Below are 17,821 nucleotides of genomic sequence, written 5' to 3' on the forward strand. Positions count from 1 at the left end.
GGACAGATCAAGAAACTGCGCAGCAGTTTTTGCTCTGTCCTCAACCGATCAGAAGCCTTGCGGGACAGATCAAGAAACAACAAGGAGACACAACATGGATTTCGACCCCGTACTCATCGCGCCGCGCCGCGCCCGGATGGTGGCCCAAGGCCTCTGGCACGACCGCACCATCAACGACGACCTCGACGCCTGCGTCGCGGCCTGCCCGGACAAGACCGCGCTCACCGCCTTGCGGGTGGAAGAGGGCGGCACCACCCGCTTCACCTACCGCGAGATGGCCCGGATGGCCGACCGCATCGCGGTGGGTCTGGCCCGGCTTGGCGTGGGCCGCAACGACGTGGTGGCCTGCCAGCTGCCCAACTGGTGGCAGTTCACGCTGACCTACCTGGCGTGCTCGCGCATCGGCGCCGTGATGAATCCGCTGATGCACATCTTCCGCGAGCGCGAGCTCTCGTTCATGCTCAAGCACGGCGAAGCCAAGGTCCTGATCGTGCCGCAGGTCTTCCGCGGCTTCGATTTCGAAAAGATGGTGGAGGGCTTGCGGGGCGACCTGCCCGACCTCGCGCACGTCGTGGTGGTCGGCGGCAACGGCGGCAACAGCTTCGATGCCCTGCTCGGCGGCCCGGCCTGGGAGGACAGCGCCGACGCGCAGGCGATCCTCGCGCGCAGCCGCCCCGGCCCCGACGACGTGACCCAGCTGATCTACACCTCGGGCACCACCGGCGAGCCCAAGGGCGTGATGCACACGGCGAACACCACGATGGCCAACATCATTCCGTACGCGCAGCGCCTGCGCCTGGGGGCCGACGACGTGGTGCTGATGGCCTCGCCGATGGCGCACCAGACGGGCTTCATGTATGGGCTGATGATGCCGATCATGCTCAAGGCGAGCGTGGTTCTGCAGGACATCTGGGAGCCGGGCCAGGCGCTCGAGCTGATCCGCAGCGAGCGTGTCAGCTTCACCATGGCCTCGACGCCGTTCCTGACGGACCTGACCCGCGCCGTCGCGGAGCGCCGGCTGGCGGTGCCGACCTTGCGCACCTTCCTGTGCGCGGGCGCGCCGATTCCCGGCCCGCTGGTCGAGCAGGCCCGGGGCGTGCTGGGCACCAAGATCGTGTCGGCCTGGGGCATGAGCGAGAACGGCGCCGTCACCCTGATCGAACTCGACGACGAGGACGAGCGCGCCTTCAACACCGACGGCCACCCGCTGCCGGGCGTGGAGATCAAGGTAGCCGACGACGCCGGCCAGGCGCTGCCCGCGGGCGAGTCCGGCCGGTTGCTGGTGCGCGCATGTTCCAACTTCGGCGGCTACCTCCGGCGGCCGCACCTCAACGGCACCGACGCCGACGACTGGTTCGATACCGGCGACCTCGCCCGCGTCGATGCAGAGGGCTACATCCGCATCACCGGCCGCAGCAAGGACGTGATCATCCGCGGCGGAGAGAACATCCCGGTGGTCGAGATCGAGTCGCTGCTCTACCGGCACCCCGCCATCGCCATGGCCGCGATCGTGGCCTACCCGGACGAACGCCTGGGCGAGCGGGCCTGTGCGGTGGTGGTGGCGCGGCCGGGCCACAGCGTGGACCTGCCTTCGATCGTCGACTTCCTGAGGCGCGAGAAGGTGGCCGTCCAGTACATCCCCGAGCGCCTGATCGTGCGCTACGCCATGCCGTCGACGCCATCCGGAAAGATCCAGAAGTTCAAGCTGCGCGAACTGCTCCGCACCACCACCGCCTAGGAAACAACATGTCCACCTCATCGTCCATTCGCCGCCGCCTGCTGCAGGCCCTGACGGTCGCCGCCCTCACGAGCATCGGCTGCGCCGCGATCGCGCAGACGGCTTCGGCCTGGCCCGCGAAGCCGGTTCGCGTCGTCGTCGGGTTCGCGCCCGGCGGCAGCACCGACGTCATGGCCCGGATCCTCTCGCAGTCGCTGTCCGAATCGCTGGGGCAGCCGGTCATCATCGACAACAAGCCGGGCGCGAGCGGCAACATCTCGGCGGCCGAAGTGATCCGCGCCGCGCCGGACGGACACACCTTCCTGATCGCGCCGACGTCGGTTGAAACGGCCAATCCCTCGCTGTTCAAGTCGGCCATCCTGCCATCGCGCGACCTGGCGCCGGTGGCCAGCGTCGGACGCACCCAGATGTACCTGGTCGCCAAGCCGCAGATGGCCGCGAAGGACGCGCGCGACCTGGTCGCTCTGGCCAAGGCCAGGCCGGGCACGCTGTCCTACGCCTCGGCGGGTGCGGGCACGCCGCCGCACCTGGCCTGCGAACTGTTCAAGCAGGCCACCGGCACCGACGTCGCCCACGTGCCCTACCGCGGTGCGGCCCCGGCGCTGCAGGACGTGCTGTCGGGCCAGGCCGACTTCGTCTGCGACCCGGGGATCGCGTTCCCGCACATCCGCACCGGCAAGGTCAAGCTGCTGGGCATCGTCAGCGCCAAGCGCTCGCCCTTTTTCCCTGATGTGCCCACGGTGGGCGAGCAGGGATTCAAGGGCGCCGACCTCGACATCTGGTTCGGCATGTGGGCACCGGCCGGCACACCGCTCGAGATCGTGGCCCGCATGAATCGCGAAGTCGCCAAGGCGCTGGCGCAGCCGGCCGTCAAGTCGCGCTATGCCGACTTGGGCGCTGAACCGGTCGCGATGGAGACCGCCGATTTCCGGACCCTGCTGGCCGACGAGGGCGCCTTGTTGTCGGCGCTGATCAAACAGCAGAAGATCGTGGTGGATTGATCCGGAACCGGCATGCACGAACAACCCATTCTCACGCAGGCCCACGGCCGGGTCGGCCTCATCACGCTGGCCCGGCCGCGGCAGATGAATGCGCTCGACGACGCACTGATGGACGCGCTCGGCGCGGCGCTGCTCGGATTCGACGCCGACGCCGACATCGGCGCCATCGTGATCACCGGCAGCGCGAAGGCTTTCGCGGCCGGCGCCGACATCGCGGCGATGGCGGACTGGGGCTACATGGACGTCCACCAGGGCGAGTTCATCACGCGCAACTGGGAAACCATCCGCCGGGTGCGCAAGCCGGTGATCGCCGCGGTGGCGGGTGTCGCGATGGGCGGCGGCTGCGAGCTGGCGCTGGCTTGCGACATCGTCATCGCCGCCGAGTCGGCGCGCTTCGCGCTGCCCGAGATCAAGCTGGCCATGATGCCCGGCGCGGGCGGCACCCAGCGGCTGCCGCGCGCCATCGGCAAGGCCAAGGCCATGGACATGTGCCTGTCGGCCCGCACGCTGGATGCCGCCGAAGCCGACCGCTGCGGGCTGGTTTCGCGGGTCGTGAGCGACGAGCGCCTGCTGCCCGAGGCGATGGAACTCGCGGCGCGCATCGCCGGCTTTTCGCTGCCGGCGCTGATGGCGATCAAGGAGTCGGTGAACCGGGCCTGGGAGGCTTCGTTGACCGAAGGCATCCTGTTCGAGCGCCGGCAGCTCCATGCGCGTTTTGCCAGCGAAGACGCGCACGAAGGCATGAACGCCTTTCTCGAGAAGCGCCAGCCGGTGTTCCGGCACGGCTGATCTATTTCCCCACGAGGAGCACCGCATGCAGGCAGTCTTCATCACGGGCCACGGCGGCAACGAGGTCGTCGCCGTCGGCGAGCGGCCGAGGCCGGTGCGCGGCCCGGGCGAGGTGCTGGTGCGCCTCCAGGCGGCCACGCTCAACCAGGTCGATCTCTACATGCGCGACAGCGGCGCGGGCATCACGCATCGGCTGCCCCAGATCATGGGACTCGACGGCGCCGGGACCGTCGAGGAGGTGGACGCCGACGAGCCTCTTCTGGCGCCCGGCCAGCAGGTCGTGCTGCACCCGGGCATCGCCTGTGGCCGTTGCGAGTTCTGCCAGCGCGGCCAAGGTGTGCTTTGCACCGCGATCCAGTACCTGGGAGAGCATCGCGACGGCACCTTGGCCGAGTACGTCAGCGTGCCGGCCCGCAACGTGTTCCCGATGCCTGCGCACCTGAGCCATGCCGAGGCCGCGGCGCTGGGGGTCAACCACCTCACGGCCTGGCGGATGCTCTTCACCAAGGCGCAGATCAAGCCCTGGGAGACGGTGCTGATCTTCGGCGTCGGCGGCGGCGTCTCGCTGGCGGCCCTGCAGCTGGCCCGGCTGGCCGGCGCCAGGGTCATCGTCACGTCGCGCACCGACGCCAAGCTGCAGCGCGCCCTGCAGCTGGGCGCCGACCATGCGATCGACAGCGCGACCCGCGACGTGGCGAAGGAGGTGATGGCGCTCACCGGCGGCCGCGGCGTCGATGTCGTGATCGAGAACGTGGGCGCCGCGGTCTGGTCGAGCGCCATGAAGTCGCTGGTGCGCGGTGGCCGGCTCGTGACCTGCGGCGCCACCAGCGGCGACCAGCCGCCGGCGGACCTGCGCCGCATCTTCATCCGCCAACTCCAGATCCTGGGCTCGACGCTGGGCGACCTGGACGAGTTCGCGGCCTTGCTGTCGCTGGTCCGGCGTACCGGCCTGCGTCCCGTGATCGATGCGGCGTTCCCGATGGCCGAGGCCCACGCGGCACTCGACCGCCTCGGCGCCGCCGACCGTTTCGGCAAGGTGGCCATCACCATCGCCGACGGCGCGCGCTGATCGCTCCGCGAAGGGGCCCATCGCCAGATGGCATGCGCGCCATAGGGCATGCGGCCGGACAATGAATGCGACTCCCGCCGCCATCCATGCCCGATATTTCCGCCGCCAGCTCCCCTCGCACCCTTGCCGACCCGGCCGCCCAACACTGGCGGCGCAACCTCGTCGTCTGCATGTTCGGCTCGTTCACCACCATCGTGGCGATGACGCTGCTGCTGCCCTTCCTGCCGCTCTACGTCGAACAGCTCGGCGTGCGCGATTCCGCGGCCATCGTCCGCTGGTCGGGCGTGGCCTACGGCGCGACCTTCTTCAGCGCCGCGCTGGTGGCGCCGTTGTGGGGCCGGCTGGCCGACCGCTACGGCCGCAAGCTGATGCTGATCCGCGCCAGCCTGGGCATGGCCGTCGCGATGGCGCTGATCGGCCTGGCGCAGGACGTCTGGCAGCTGGTCGGCCTCCGCCTCCTCGCCGGCCTGCTGGGCGGCTATGCCTCGGGCTCGACCGTGCTGATCGCGACCCAGACCCCGAAGGAGCGCTCGGGCTGGGCCCTCGGCACCCTGTCGTCCGCGGTCATGGCCGGCAGCCTGGTCGGCCCGCTCATCGGCGGCGTGCTGCCACCGCTGATCGGCATCCGCTGGACCTTCTTCGGCGCCGGCGCGGTGATCTTCGTCGCCTTCCTGGCCACGCTGTTCCTGATCCGGGAGGAGCGCCGTCCGGCGCGCGCCAAGGCCGACGCGAAGCCGGCCGGCGGCTGGTCCGCGGTGCCCGACAAGCGGCCGGTCACGGCGATGCTCTTGACCGGGATGCTGCTGATGCTGGCTAACATGTCGATCGAGCCGATCATCACGGTCTACGTCGCGCAGCTGGTGGCCGAGCCCGCGCGCGTCACGGTGATGGCCGGCTTCGTGATGTCGGCGGCCGCGCTGGGCAGCATCCTGTCGGCCTCCCGGCTCGGCAAGCTGGCCGATCGGGTCGGCCACTGGAACGTGATCATCGGCTGCCTCGCGATCTCGGCCGTGCTGCTGGTGCCGCAGGCCTTCGTCACCTCGGGCTGGCAATTGGTCGGGCTGCGCTTCCTGATGGGGCTGTCGCTCGGCGGGCTGCTGCCGTGCATCGCCAGCGTGATCCGGCACAGCGTGCCCGAAGGCACCGCAGGCAGCATGCTGGGCTATTCGATTTCCGCGCAGTACACCGGTCAGGTCGCGGGGCCGCTGCTGGGCGGCTTCGTCGGCGGCCATTTCGGGATGCCGACCGTGTTCCTCGCCACCTGCGTGCTGATGGCCTTCGGCGCGCTGTGGAATTGGCGCGCAAAGCGGGCCTGCGACTGATGCCGACTGTTCGTTTGTATTTCTGGCCGCCCGCGGCTCAAAATGGGCGTTCTTCCGCAGTCCGAGGATCAGTCCCATGTCCACTCCCAAAGTCCCTTCCGAGGACGACCCCGGGCAGCTGCCCGTTGAGCCTGAATTCCCCACCGACGCCGACCCGACGAACCCCCATTCGGACGAGGGCCAGCCCGGCGCCGACGAGAACGCCGCCGGTTTCGTGAAGGAGAAGCTCTAGGGAGGCCGCCTGATGCCGCCGCCGGTCGACCCCTGGTTGTCGGGCTCGATCGCGCTGGACGTGGCGCTGGCCGCGCGTGCGCCGGCCGCGTCGATCGCCGACCGGCAGGCGGCGCGCCTGGGCCGACTGCTCGCTTCGGCCCGCCTGCACTCGCCGACCTACCGGCGCCTGCTCGACGGCCGCGCACAGGACCCGCTGCAGCTTGCGGACTTGCCGGTCGCACACAAGGCCGCGCTGATGGGCGACTTCGACGGCTGGGTCGCCGATCCCTGCCTGCGGCTGGACGCCCTGCGCCGCTTCGTGGCCGACCGCCGGCGCATCGCCGAGCCCTTCCTTGGCCGCTATGCGGTGTGGGAGAGTTCGGGCAGCAGCGGGGAGCCCGCCATCTTCGTGCAGGACGCGGCCGCGATGGCGGTCTACGACGCACTGGAGGCGCTGCGGCGGCCCGTGCTGCGGCCGTTGCAGCGGTGGCTGGACCCGTGGGGGCTCGCCGAGCGCATCGCCTTCGTCGGTGCGACCAGCGGCCACTTCGCCAGCACTGTGTCGATCGAGCGGCTGCGGCGCCTCAATCCGGCACTGGCGCAGCGCCTGCACGGGATCTCGTTCCTGCAGCCGGTCGCGCGCCTGGTCGACGAACTGAACGCGCTGGCGCCGACGGTGATCGCCACTTATCCCAGCGCGGCGGTGCTGCTGGCCGAAGAGCGCATCGCCGGGCGGCTGCGGGCGTCGCCGGCCGAGATCTGGACCGGCGGCGAAGACCTGTCGGCTGCCGAGCGCGACTTCGTGCAGCAGGCCTTCGGCTGCCCGGTGACCAACAGTTACGGCGCGTCGGAATTCCTCTCGCTGGCCTTCGAATGCAGCCAGGGCCGGATGCACCTCAACAGCGACTGGGCGATCCTGGAGCCCGTGGACACGCAGGGCCGCGCCGTGGCGCCCGGCGAACTGCCTGCGACCACGCTGCTCACCAATCTGGCGAACCACGTGCAGCCGCTGATCCGCTACGACCTGGGCGACCGCGTGACCGTTTGCCCGGGCGGGTGTCCTTGCGGCTCCTGCCTGCCCGTGATCCAGGTCCAGGGCCGCTGCGAAGACACGCTGCACCTGGGCGCCGCCCGCTCGGGCCCGGTCAGCGTGCTGCCGCTGGCGCTCAGCACCATGCTGGAGGAGGGCGCCGGCCTGTTCGATTTCCAGCTGGTGCAGGTGGGCCCCTGCGAATTGCTGTTGCGCACCGGGCTGTGCGGCACGGCGGCCGGCCCGGCGCTGCGGCGGGCGCGGCAAGTGCTGGGCGAGTTTCTTGAATCCCAGGGTGCCCCGGGGGTGCGGATCCATTGCCGCAGCGGCGAACCGGGCCGCGCCGGCCGCAGCGGCAAGGTGGCGCGCGTGGTGGCATCGGCGCCCTGATTCCGGACCGCAGGCCGGGGGTTTCCCGGTCCGGAGACAATCGCAACCTGAAACGCCGCCGCGCGGGTGGCGTCACTTCTGGGGTGATGGTGACCTGGTCGAACTGGCTCGTCTTCTGCGGTGTTTCGTTGTTCATGGCCTTCACGCCGGGCCCGGCCGTGCTGCTGGCCGTCTCCAACTCGGTGTCCGTCGGGCCGCGCCGCGCCATGTGGGGGTCGCTCGGCAATGCGGTCGGCGTGTTCCTGGTCTCGGCCGTCGCGATGGCCGGCCTGGGCGTGGTGCTGAGCAGTTCCGCCACCGCCTTCATGGTGCTCAAGCTGGCCGGTGCGGCCTACCTCGTCTACCTCGGCATCCGGCAGTGGCGCAGCGGCGCCAACGCCTTCGCCGATACCCGCCGGCCGGACGAAGCCGCCTTGCCGCCCGCCACCCTTCGGCTGTTCGGGCATGGCCTCACGGTGGCCGTGACCAACCCCAAGAGCATCCTGTTCTTCTCGGCCCTGTTCCCCCAGTTCCTGACGCCGGGCGCGCCGGTGGCGGAGCAGTTCTTCGTGCTGACGGCGACCTTCGCTGTCTTCACCGTGCTGTCGCATGCCTTCTACGTGCTGCTGGCGCGCGGCATGAAGCACAGCTTCTCCGACCTGCGCCGGGTGCGGCTGTTCAACCGCATCGCGGGGGCGGCCTTCGTGCTGCTCGGGCTCGGGCTGCTGCGGCTGCGCAGCAGGGTTTACTGAGACCTTGCGGGACAGACCAAGAACTGCGCAGCAGTTTTGCTCTGTCCTCAACTGATCAGGTCTTGCGGGACAGACCAAGAACTGCGCAGCAGTTTTGCTCTGTCCTCAACTGCCTAGAAGACTCCGCCGTCACCGCGCCTGCACCCCGTCCGGCTCAGTCCGAGCATCCACCTTCAGCTGCAGGAACACCAGGTCCAGCCAGACGCCGAACTTGGTGCCGACCTCGCTCATCAGTCCGACCTGCTCGAAGCCGAGCTTCTTGTGCAGTTCGATCGAGCCCGTGTTGCCGGCCTCGATGGCGGCCACCAGCACATGCTTGCCGATGCCGCGCGCGCGCTCGATCAGGGCCACCATGAGCGCCTTGCCGATGCCCGCGCCGCGGCAGTCCTGGCGCACGTAGACCGAATGCTCCACCGTGTGGCGGTAGCCGTCGAAGGCGCGCCAGTCGCCGAACGAGGCGTAGCCGGCAACGGCGCCTTCGGCATCGATCGCCACCAGCACCGGGTAGCCGACGCGCTGCCGGTCGGCCAGCCAGGCCGCGCGATTGGCGGCGTCGACGGTCTTCTCGTTCCAGATGGCGGTGGTGTTGCGCACCGCGTCGTTGTAGATGGCGACGATGCCGTCGATGTGGGTGGTGTCTGCGTCAAGGACCTGCATGGGGCCTCCGGGGGGAAGATCCGGCGATTTTCAGCCCGAGTCGGGCTTGCTCTGGTCTATTCTTGGTTCTTGGCGTGAAGCAAGCGACATGCCCACCGAAGGAGTCCTCGATGCCCGATGAAGATCCGACCGCCGCGAGCCCCGGGTCCGCCGACACGGCCCCGGCGGCGATCCTGCGCCAGGCCCTCGCATGGAAGGACGCCGCGGCTGATGTGGCCCTGGCGACGATCGTGCGCGCCTGGCCCACTGCGCCGATGCGCGCCGGCAGCCAGATGGCGGTGCGCGGCGACGGTGTCTGCTGCGGGTCGCTGTTCGGACCGCCGGTTGATGCGCGAGTCGCGCAGGCCGCGCTTGATGTCCTGGACCGGGGTGCGGACCCTAAGCTGGGCGTCGCCGTCGACGACGCGACCGCCTCGACCGCGGGGCTTGCCTGCGGCGGTGCCCTGGAGATCCGGCTCGAAGCGATCACGGAAGGCGACGCGGGCCACGCGGGCCCGTTGCGCGCGGCCCTGCGCGCCATCGAAGACCGGCAGGGCGTCGTGCTGTGCACGCGGCTCTCGGACGGCCTGCGCGCCTGCCTCCCCGCCAACGGCGCCGCCGCGCATGCGTGGGCGGCCGAGGCCCGCGACCGGGCCCGCGCCGACGACACCGGTATCGCGAGCGTGGACGGCGACGAGGTGCTGTTCCAGGTCTTCAATGCCCCGCTGCGGCTCTTCGTGGTCGGGGCCGTGCGCGCGGCCCGGGCGCTGCTCGATGCGGCGAAGCTGGTCGGATTCGGCGTGACCCTCATCGACCCGCGGCCCGGCCACATGCAGGCGATGCCGTTTCCCGGCGCGCGGCAGGTCGTCGACGATGCCGCCCGCGCGTTGCGCGACGCGCACCTGGACGAGCGCTGCGCCGTGGTGTTTCTTTCGCACGCGCCCGAGATCGACGACCCCGGGCTGGCCGAGGCGATCGGCAGCCGGGCCTTCTATGTCGGTGCGCTCGGCAGCCGAAGGACGCATGCGGCGCGCCTCGCCCGGCTCGCCGAGCGCGGCCACCCGCCCGAACTCACCGCCAGGATCCATGGACCCGCCGGCCTGCGCATCGGTGCCGTCGGGCCGGCGGAGATCGCTGCCTCGATCGTGGCGGAAATCGTCGCCGTGCTGCGGCGGGGCGATGCCGGGCTGGCATGATCCGACCCGACACCATGAGCAACCCGCGCTTCGCCTCGACTCTCATTCGCCTGCTTTCGACGGCCGCCTGCCTGCTGGCGCTGGGCTGCGCGAGCCCGCCGCCTCCGGTGTCCGGGGTCGGTCCCGCGGCGCTCTCGGCCGAACAGTCGAACGATGTCGCGATCCATGCGCTGGGGCTGGTCGGCACGCCCTACCGCTACGGCGGCAACACCCCGGACGGCGGCTTCGATTGCAGCGGTCTGATCGGCTACGTGTACCGAAAAAGCGTGGGCCAGGCGACGCCGCGCACCGTGGCCCGGATGGCCGCCTTCGGCCGACCGGTGCCAGTGTCCGAGATCCGTTCGGGCGACCTCGTGCTGTTCGGCGCCGCCACGCCGTCGCACGCGGGCATCTATGTCGGGGAAGGGCGCTTCGTGCATGCGCCGTCGACCGGCGGCGAGGTGCGCCTCGACCGCCTCGACGGCATCTACTGGTCGCGCCAGCCGACGCAGGTGCGGCGGCTCTAGGGAGCCGGGGCCTGCGTGGGCGCTGCCGGCTTCAACCCGTAGCGCGACATCACTTCCATCAGCTTCGCCCGGTCGGGCGGACCGCCGGCATTGACCACGACGGCCACGTCGCGGAAGTACTGTGCGCCGATGTCCGGTGTCAGGACCACCAGCGCGCGCGCCGTCTGCGTCCCTTCGTTCTTGAAGCCGTGCACCGAGCCTCGCGGGGTCGACATCCATTCGCCCGGCTGGAGCTGGCGCGTGTCGGCGTCGACCGAGTAAGTGATCGAGCCTTCGACCACATAGAAGAACTCTTCGTTGTCACGGTGGCTGTGAGCCGGCGGGACGTTGGAGCCCGGCGGCACGGTGAGTTCGAACACGCCCAGCCCGCCGCTGGCCGAGCCGTCGACCAGGTAGCGGATCTCGAGTTGGCCTGCGCGGATCGGATCGCTGCTCATGGAAGGTCTCCTGTGGTTTGGCGGAATCCTACCGGGAGGCGCCATCGCGTCAAGGCCGATCGCCACCGATCATCCGACTCGCGTGACCGCATCCCTTTCAGGCAGCAATGCGTCCATCACGAACCGCGTCGGTCCGCTGGCGCCCCGGTCACTGACCGCGAGACCCAGCTGCCGCCACAGCGCCGGGCTGAGCGGGCGGACGGCGATGCGAGGGTCCCGCGCGGGCTCGTGCGATTCCGCCGGCAGCAGCGCGGCGCCGTAGCCCGCGGCGACCAATGTCCTGATCGCATCGTTGTAGTTGAGCTCGATGCGCGGCCGGCAATGGACGCCGGCCGCAGAAAACCATTCCGCGGTCAACCGGTAGAGGCGCGTGGAGGCGTCGTTCATGATCAATGGCCTCTGGCCCAGCCACTGCGGGGTCAGCCGCCTGGGTGCTTTCCAGGCTGCCGGCAGGCAGGCGACCACGGCCTCGCGCCGAAGGGGCGTGACATGGACACCCCGCACCGGCGCCTGCGGCAGCGCCACGACCGCCAGGTCCAGGCTGCCTGCGGCGAGCCGGGCCATGCTTTCGTTGGAGGTCAGTACCTGCACGTTGACGTCGATGCCGGGATGGTTGCGGGCGAGACGATCGAGCGCAGGCGGCAGCAGGTGCGCAATGGCGCCCGTCGAGGCGCCCACGCGCACGCGGCCCGTCTGGCCGGCGAGCTGGCGCCGCACGTCCTCCACGGCGTCGTCGGCGTCGGCCAGCAGCCTGCGGGCACGCGCGATGAACCGCTCTCCCAGCGCGGTCGCTTGCGCGGGCCCGCGCCCGCGAACGAGCAACTGGCCGCCCAGGCGCGACTCCAGTTCCGCGATCTGGACGGTGACGGTCGGTGCCGCCAGATGAAGGGCGCGCGCGGCATTGGCCAGCGACCCGAGGTCGGCAATGGCAACCAGGGTGCGCAGATGGTCGAGGCTCAGTTCACGCATGCCGCTAATTTAACTTTTCTTAATCAGGGGTTACATAAATTTAGCTGGAGCCATCGCGCTCTCATCCCTACGATCGAACGCCATGGACCTCTGTTCAGCAACAATAAAGTCCGCCGAAAAGAATAGAGTCCGCCGCGATTGCGAAGTAAAGTCCGCCGCGGTCTGTCGTGGGACATCCGCCGTGCGGCCGACGCTCCGCCCTGAAGGGGTAAGTGATCGATGCGCCCAAGCCCTCCAATGAGCCGACCATGACGGGCTAACCAGCAGCTAGGTTTCTCCGCGACCGGATGCCCGGCCTCTCCATAGCACCCTGCACACCCCACGTCGGAGTCGCGGCTCAGGCGCACCGTTCTCACGCCGCCAGCCGACGTTCGTAGTAGGGCGCGGGCGTCATCGAGGATTGCGTACTGCGCGGCGAGGACTTTCCGGTCGGGCTTCAGCCAGGCGTCGATGTTCTCAAGCTTGATCGGGGATGCAGGGCTCCAAATACTACCGATGACGGCCCGGTTACCTCCTTGCACTGCTGGACACTTGTGGCTAAAAGTCGCGTTCATGGAGCCAGAAGGAATCGTTCCTTGGCGCTACTTCGCCAAGAGCCAGATCCCGCCGTGGGTTCGCTCTCGCAAACCAATCGGTTGGATTGAAGTCGCGCCCCTCGATTGGTCGGCGCAGATCGAGTCGCATCTGGGTAGGTCCTATGCGAGGACATTCATAGCGGAGGTCTTCTCTTGTGTCGCTTGGCTACGAGCGGACGATCCGTACGATGGCGATTGGCGACTCTGGAAACTTTCCAACGGATCGATCTATCTGGCGCCGATCTTTGAAGGGAAGTGGCACCTTGAGCGTGCGGACAGGACTTTCCGCCAGACGCTGACGGGCGATGCGACAGGACTGTGTGCCACAGAGCTGGCCATGAATTGGTATCTCAACAAGATTGGCATTCAATGGATGGGGGATTCCCACGTCAAGCGCAACGCTCGCCGTCTTCAGTCCTTTCGAGAGCAGCACCCGGAGGGCAGTGCAATTCGGGGAGTGTTGGACTAGGTATTTTGCTTGCCCCGAAAGACAAGCGCGTGCGACGTTCGTAGACGAGATGCCCGCGGGAATTGACGACTCCAGATTGGTTGCCGCCGCTTGGCAGTGGAAAGCGAACCTCCGTTTGCAGGTCCTTTGCAGCCGGTCGCTGCTGCCAGGATGCTCGCTACAGGCGAAGCCCCATGCGCCGAGGCACGGAGGGGAGCCGCGAAGTGAAGTCGGTAAGGTCGTGCCATGGCGTCCTCGAGACGCGACCAATGGACTGCAGCGGGCCTTCCCGCGCTGCGGGCTTGTGACTTCCGGACGTTGCAGCAGGTGGCCCGCGCAGGGGGCGCATGCCAAATTGGCACCGGCCGTCGCGGTGACTGGCAGATGATGCGCTAAAGTGAGCATGCGATGAGCCCGGGATTGGATGAGAGTCCAAGGCACTCAGACAACATAACAGGGTAACCTGGCGCGCGCCGACGCGGTCGAAGAGCTTAAAGGCTCGACTGCGCCCGAAAATTTCAACAAAAGAGCAATCTTGCGCACCGCGGTGCCGTTCCGCTACGGGGCGGATCACGCAAGAGGGGGAGTACCGTGACACCTGCAGACAGCGCCCGCCTCCTTGCGTCCATGACCGCGGGCCGGCTCGTCATCCTGTGCGGCGCCGGTCTGTCGATGGCGCCGCCCAGTAGCCTTCCATCGGCATGGCGAGTGGCTTCGGCGTGCTTCGATGCGTACCAGTTAAAGATTGATCCGCATGTCGATCCAGGGCTTCGGGATAACCTCGAGACCCTAGCAGAGCACTTCGCCGCGCTGAACACATTGAAGTCGGTTTTTATCGAGCAGCTTGTGCCCTGGAAGGAGTTCGAACGCCCGCCGAACCCGGGCCATGCCGCTATCGCGGACTTCTTGATCACCAAGTCTGTGGTTGCGAGCCTGTCCAGCAACTACGACAAGTTGATCGAGCGATGCGCTTGGGACTATGGCGCCGACTTTCGAGGTTCATTGGACGGTGATGCGGCGACAGTCGCTAGCCACAAACAGTCGCCGCTGTTGAAGTTCCACGGCTGCTCCCACATCGATCGCAGCGCCACGGTGTGGGCTCCGTCGCAGTTGCTTGATACGACGATCGCCGGCCGCATCGCGAAGAGCAAGATCTGGATGGCCGCGCACCTGCGGCAAAAGGATCTGCTCGTGGTGGGCTTCTGGTCCGACTGGGACTACCTTAATGACGTTCTCGGTGGCGCATTGCAAGGCCTGGATCCACTGTCGGTAACGGTAATCGACCCTTCGCCTACAGCGGATCTTCAGACGAAGGCACCAAGCCTGTGGACGCTAGCGCACCAACCCCAGGTGGCGTTCTCCCACCTCCAGGAATCGGGAGCCGATGCACTCGACCAACTGCGCCGCGCGTTCTCCGAGAGCTATGCGCGCCAGGTCCTCGCCGCCGGCCGCGCGGTATTGGAAGCGCAGACCGGCGCTGCTTGCGACCCCACTTGGCTCACCGTCTCGGGTCTGGACGCAGAGGCACTCTACGACTGGCGCCGAGACGCCGAAGGCGTTCCGGCCGGCCAGCCAGCGATGGCCAGGACGCCCCAAGGCGTTGATCTGCTCGGGTATGTACATCTCCTGCTGCGGCGCGCTGGGGCTGCGCAGCAGCCACGGGGCTACACGCTGGCGGGGCGCAGTGTCCGCGTGGTCAATGGTGCAGGGTCGGCACTCAGTACCGTCGCGCAGCGATTCGTCGAGGCTCCGGCGGCACCCACTGCCGATGTCTTCGTGGCGGCAGGGAGCATGGACCTGGGGCTGCCCGGCCATCTCTTCCGACCCGGAACCACCGGCAGCGTGGTCCGGCCGGCAACTGGTGGGAAGTGGCTCACCATCGAGCAAGCACAACTGGAATTGGGCGTCTGATGGACATCGGAATTCAAACGGAGATCCTGCTCCGAGAAGCAGGGTATGAGACGTGGACCTGGGCAGGTGCGACGCCTGCGGTGGTCTGCTTTGAGAATGCGGCGTTGATCGGCTTCGTTCATGTGTTTCCCACGGCCTCCGAGCTCCTGGCGCGCTGGCAGGAGGCGCAGACCTCTGCGCTTTCCCGCCATGGCCCGGCACTTCGCGCTGCAGGCGCCAAGGCATGGAACGTCTATTCGGTCTTTCTCACGGAAGAGCAAGTTCCGGGCCAACAACGGGCAGTGGAGCGGATCGAGGAGGACTTTGCGATGACGCGGAAGATCGCCCGGTCAAGCGTGCGTACGCAGGATGACCTGGAGCACACCTTGCTGCCGCTGACGGCGCTGCGGGCGCAGCCGCTAATCTCGGACACCGATTTCGAGGATCGCCTGCGAGCTAGGTTAAAGGATGTCTCGCCCGGCGTCCTGACTGCATTTCTGGGTACGACCCCGGCCGAGGAAGTGGCCAGAATGCTTGCGGAGAAGCTATGAACCTCGATTTCGTGGAAGTTTGCGGCTTCCGGGGCTTTCGCGACCGGCTGCGGGTGGAGTTTGGCGCTGGCTTTACCGTCATCACAGGTCGCAACGGTGTCGGCAAGAGCACGCTGTTTGATGCGGTCGAATACGCGCTGACGGGAACGATTGACAAATACGCGGTTGAGAAGGCGGCGCAGGAGAGCTTGAGTGACTATCTGTGGTGGCGAGGAGCCGGAAAGCCGGATGCCCATTACGTCATCGCGTCCTTCAAAGGGGATGCCGGAGAGGTCTTCACAATCACGCGATCGCGTGAGTCCGGCGCGGACAAGACTGCCGCGCAGATTGAAGCTGCGCTTTGCCGGAACACGCGTCCGGAAGATGCGCTGCAGCAGCTCTGCAGGACCTCGATCATCCGCGACGAGTGGATTGCGGCACTAAGTGTCGATCTCAGTGAGACGGAACGCTTTGAGCATGTGCGTGGCGCACTTGGCTTGGCCGAAGGCGCCGCGTTCGCCGCCAAGGCCAAGGCCGTACTCAAGGCGGCTGAAGCTGCACATGCATTGAGGCGGGGCGCTTACGACGTGGCGCGCGAGCAGCTCACCCGCGCGCTGACGCACGTGACGGAGGCCAAGGAGGCGATTGCCCGCACGGGGGACGTGTCTGCGGCCGTGCAGATCCTGGATAGCGCAACACCGCGCACGCCGGACGATTTGATTGGGCGCCTGGCAGCGGGACGAGCCGTCCTGAGCGCGCGGCGTTCGCGACTTGGTCCTATGGAAGAGGCGGTACATCGGGGACGCGAGATCCTGGCGGTCCGCCGCGATCTCGAAAGCTCGCAGACAGTCGCGGCGCGAGAGCAAGCACGGGTGCAGCTTGAGGCGGCGATGCGAAACATGGACGAGCACGGCCGTCTGGCCGAGGAGGCCCATAAGGCCCTCGAACGCGAGGAACGTACGAACGACCTTGCCGCTTCGCTTGCAGCCCTGCTCGACCATGGTGAGCGGCTGGGCCTGCACGATGCCCACTGCCCGCTCTGCGCAGCCGAGCGTACGGAGGTTGAATTCGCGGCCGGCTTATCGTTGGCGCGCCAGCGCGTGGCGGCGTCCGGCGCGGACGTTTCCGCAGCTCGGCAGAAGGCAGCCAAGGCGAGGGAGGCGGTTGGACTGGCTTCTGGTGAACTCGATAGGGCACAGTATGTGTTGAAAGAGGTCGAGGGTCAGTTTACGCGCCAGGCCGATCGAGTGCAGGCCCACCTCGAGTTCTTTAAGCGCCACCAACTCGACGCGCGCTTTGCTCAAGATCCCGACGGCCTAGAGAGGTCAATGAATGCAGAGCGTAACTACCTCATCGACCTCGAGAGGGCGCTGCTAACCCTCGAAGCGTCCCAGGCTGTCGCCAGGACGACGTCGTTGGAGGACCAAGTGATGGCGTTGCGCCAGGCAGCCGATGTGGCCGCCTCGGCAGTGGAGGCCTCCGAAGCGGCTTTGTCTGCCGCGAAGGCAATGGATCGGGGAGTGCGCAGCATTTCCAGTGAGATCGTCGACGAGCGGCTTGCGCAAATCAGCCCACTTCTCAATGAGCTGTACCAGCGCCTGCGCCCTCACTTCGACTGGCGATCGATCGAGTACAGCATTCGGGGTGACCTCAGGCGGTTCCTCAGCCTGAAGGTGGGGGACGGGCTCAATCCTCAGTTCGTGTTCAGCAGCGGACAGCGACGCGCTGCAGGCTTGGCCTTTCTCTTGTCGATACACCTTGCGCGCTCTTGGACATCCTGGCGCACATTGCTTTTGGACGACCCGGTCCAGCACATCGATGACTTTCGAGCGCTACACCTCATTGAGTTGCTGGCGGCGCTGCGCCTTGGTGGCAGACAGGTCGTCTGTGCCGTCGAAGACGAAGCGCTCGCAGACTTGTTGTGCCGCAGATTGCTGAGCACATCGGAGTCGAACGGCAGGAGGTATCAACTGGACATCGGACCCGCCGGCGCGACGAGCGTAGTACTGGAGGCCGAAGTGCCTCCCATGCCGACTGGCGTTCTTCGCTCCAGATCAGAGATTCGGGCGGTTGGATGAGCCGTTCGCACGCCGCATTGCCGCATTGCTGCTTGTTGCCCTGACAGACGCCACCTGCACCGGGCTCAATGAACAGGTTACCGAGTTAGGAAAAGAGTACTGGCGCGCAAGGCTTGCGAACGAGCCAGCCGAGTTTGCCGAGAACGTCGGGCGGAGGATCCAAGGTGAGCGACGACCAAGCGCCCGACATGCGGGACCTGCCCTGTCAATGACTGCTCGCGGTAAATGGACCCAGTCCAGTGTCTAGGGAGACACCGCATCCAACATTACACT

At 67.7% G+C, this 17,821-nt stretch carries 17 protein-coding genes; 14 read left to right on the forward strand and 3 right to left on the reverse strand.

Going from position 1 to position 17,821, the window contains the following annotated elements:
• Window positions 1-94: 94 nt before the first annotated feature.
• From aliA to AC1DF3_RS24155, 8 genes are all read left to right on the forward strand, one after another.
• The gene (gene aliA / locus AC1DF3_RS24120; protein ID WP_478141078.1) at window positions 95-1,738 is read left to right on the forward strand and encodes a cyclohexanecarboxylate-CoA ligase; all 1,644 of its coding nucleotides are present in this window, start codon (window positions 95-97) and stop codon (window positions 1,736-1,738) included.
• Between the two features lie 8 nt (window positions 1,739-1,746).
• Window positions 1,747-2,739, forward strand: coding sequence for a Bug family tripartite tricarboxylate transporter substrate binding protein (locus AC1DF3_RS24125; protein ID WP_478141079.1), 993 nt, complete (start codon window positions 1,747-1,749; stop codon window positions 2,737-2,739).
• Window positions 2,740-2,751: 12 nt separating this feature from the next.
• Entirely contained in the window at window positions 2,752-3,528 is a 777-nt protein-coding gene (locus AC1DF3_RS24130; protein ID WP_286519209.1) for an enoyl-CoA hydratase, read from the forward strand.
• Between the two features lie 25 nt (window positions 3,529-3,553).
• The gene (locus AC1DF3_RS24135; protein ID WP_478141080.1) at window positions 3,554-4,597 is read left to right on the forward strand and encodes a zinc-binding dehydrogenase; all 1,044 of its coding nucleotides are present in this window, start codon (window positions 3,554-3,556) and stop codon (window positions 4,595-4,597) included.
• A gap of 86 nt (window positions 4,598-4,683) precedes the next feature.
• The gene (locus tag AC1DF3_RS24140; protein ID WP_478141081.1) at window positions 4,684-5,919 is read left to right on the forward strand and encodes an MFS transporter; all 1,236 of its coding nucleotides are present in this window, start codon (window positions 4,684-4,686) and stop codon (window positions 5,917-5,919) included.
• 76 nt (window positions 5,920-5,995) lie between these two features.
• Window positions 5,996-6,151: a hypothetical protein gene (locus tag AC1DF3_RS24145; protein WP_286507973.1), complete on the forward strand. Its 156-nt coding sequence runs from the start codon at window positions 5,996-5,998 to the stop codon at window positions 6,149-6,151.
• Between the two features lie 12 nt (window positions 6,152-6,163).
• Window positions 6,164-7,552 carry a phenylacetate--CoA ligase family protein gene (locus tag AC1DF3_RS24150; RefSeq protein ID WP_478141082.1) on the forward strand — a complete coding sequence of 463 codons (1,389 nt, stop codon included), beginning with the start codon at window positions 6,164-6,166 and terminating at the stop codon, window positions 7,550-7,552.
• A gap of 89 nt (window positions 7,553-7,641) precedes the next feature.
• Window positions 7,642-8,283, forward strand: coding sequence for a LysE family translocator (locus tag AC1DF3_RS24155; protein WP_478141116.1), 642 nt, complete (start codon window positions 7,642-7,644; stop codon window positions 8,281-8,283).
• 129 nt (window positions 8,284-8,412) lie between these two features.
• Here AC1DF3_RS24155 and AC1DF3_RS24160 read toward each other — a convergent pair whose 3' ends face one another.
• Window positions 8,413-8,940, reverse strand: a complete 528-nt coding sequence (locus AC1DF3_RS24160) for a GNAT family N-acetyltransferase (RefSeq protein WP_286536036.1) — start codon at window positions 8,938-8,940, stop codon at window positions 8,413-8,415.
• 110 nt (window positions 8,941-9,050) lie between these two features.
• On the opposite strand from AC1DF3_RS24160, the gene AC1DF3_RS24165 reads away from it, so the two are divergent.
• A complete protein-coding gene (locus tag AC1DF3_RS24165; RefSeq protein ID WP_478141083.1) occupies window positions 9,051-10,115 on the forward strand; it encodes an XdhC family protein in 1,065 nt (354 codons plus the stop codon).
• A gap of 14 nt (window positions 10,116-10,129) precedes the next feature.
• Window positions 10,130-10,621, forward strand: coding sequence for a C40 family peptidase (locus AC1DF3_RS24170; protein WP_286536032.1), 492 nt, complete (start codon window positions 10,130-10,132; stop codon window positions 10,619-10,621).
• On the opposite strand, the gene AC1DF3_RS24175 is transcribed toward AC1DF3_RS24170, so the two are convergent.
• Both AC1DF3_RS24175 and AC1DF3_RS24180 read right to left on the reverse strand, forming a co-directional pair.
• Entirely contained in the window at window positions 10,618-11,058 is a 441-nt protein-coding gene (locus AC1DF3_RS24175) for a cupin domain-containing protein (protein ID WP_478141084.1), read from the reverse strand. The two genes, AC1DF3_RS24170 and AC1DF3_RS24175, sit on opposite strands and share 4 nt — an antisense overlap.
• A gap of 69 nt (window positions 11,059-11,127) precedes the next feature.
• Window positions 11,128-12,027, reverse strand: a complete 900-nt coding sequence (locus AC1DF3_RS24180; RefSeq protein WP_478141085.1) for a LysR family transcriptional regulator — start codon at window positions 12,025-12,027, stop codon at window positions 11,128-11,130.
• A gap of 552 nt (window positions 12,028-12,579) precedes the next feature.
• Between AC1DF3_RS24180 and AC1DF3_RS24185 the strand changes: the two genes are divergently transcribed.
• The 4 genes from AC1DF3_RS24185 (at window position 12,580) to AC1DF3_RS24200 (ending at window position 17,548) form a co-directional block, all read left to right on the forward strand.
• A complete protein-coding gene (locus AC1DF3_RS24185; protein WP_478141086.1) occupies window positions 12,580-13,071 on the forward strand; it encodes an antirestriction protein in 492 nt (163 codons plus the stop codon).
• A gap of 570 nt (window positions 13,072-13,641) precedes the next feature.
• Window positions 13,642-14,961, forward strand: a complete 1,320-nt coding sequence (locus tag AC1DF3_RS24190) for an SIR2 family protein (protein ID WP_478141087.1) — start codon at window positions 13,642-13,644, stop codon at window positions 14,959-14,961.
• Complete coding sequence (locus tag AC1DF3_RS24195) at window positions 14,961-15,491, forward strand: hypothetical protein (RefSeq protein ID WP_478141088.1); 531 nt, start codon at window positions 14,961-14,963, stop codon at window positions 15,489-15,491. The genes AC1DF3_RS24190 and AC1DF3_RS24195 overlap by 1 nt, the downstream gene beginning before the upstream one ends.
• Window positions 15,488-17,548 carry an ATP-binding protein gene (locus tag AC1DF3_RS24200; protein WP_478141089.1) on the forward strand — a complete coding sequence of 687 codons (2,061 nt, stop codon included), beginning with the start codon at window positions 15,488-15,490 and terminating at the stop codon, window positions 17,546-17,548. The genes AC1DF3_RS24195 and AC1DF3_RS24200 overlap by 4 nt, the downstream gene beginning before the upstream one ends.
• Window positions 17,549-17,821 lie beyond the last annotated feature (273 nt).

This window comes from Variovorax sp. 10N432, assembly GCF_056394465.1.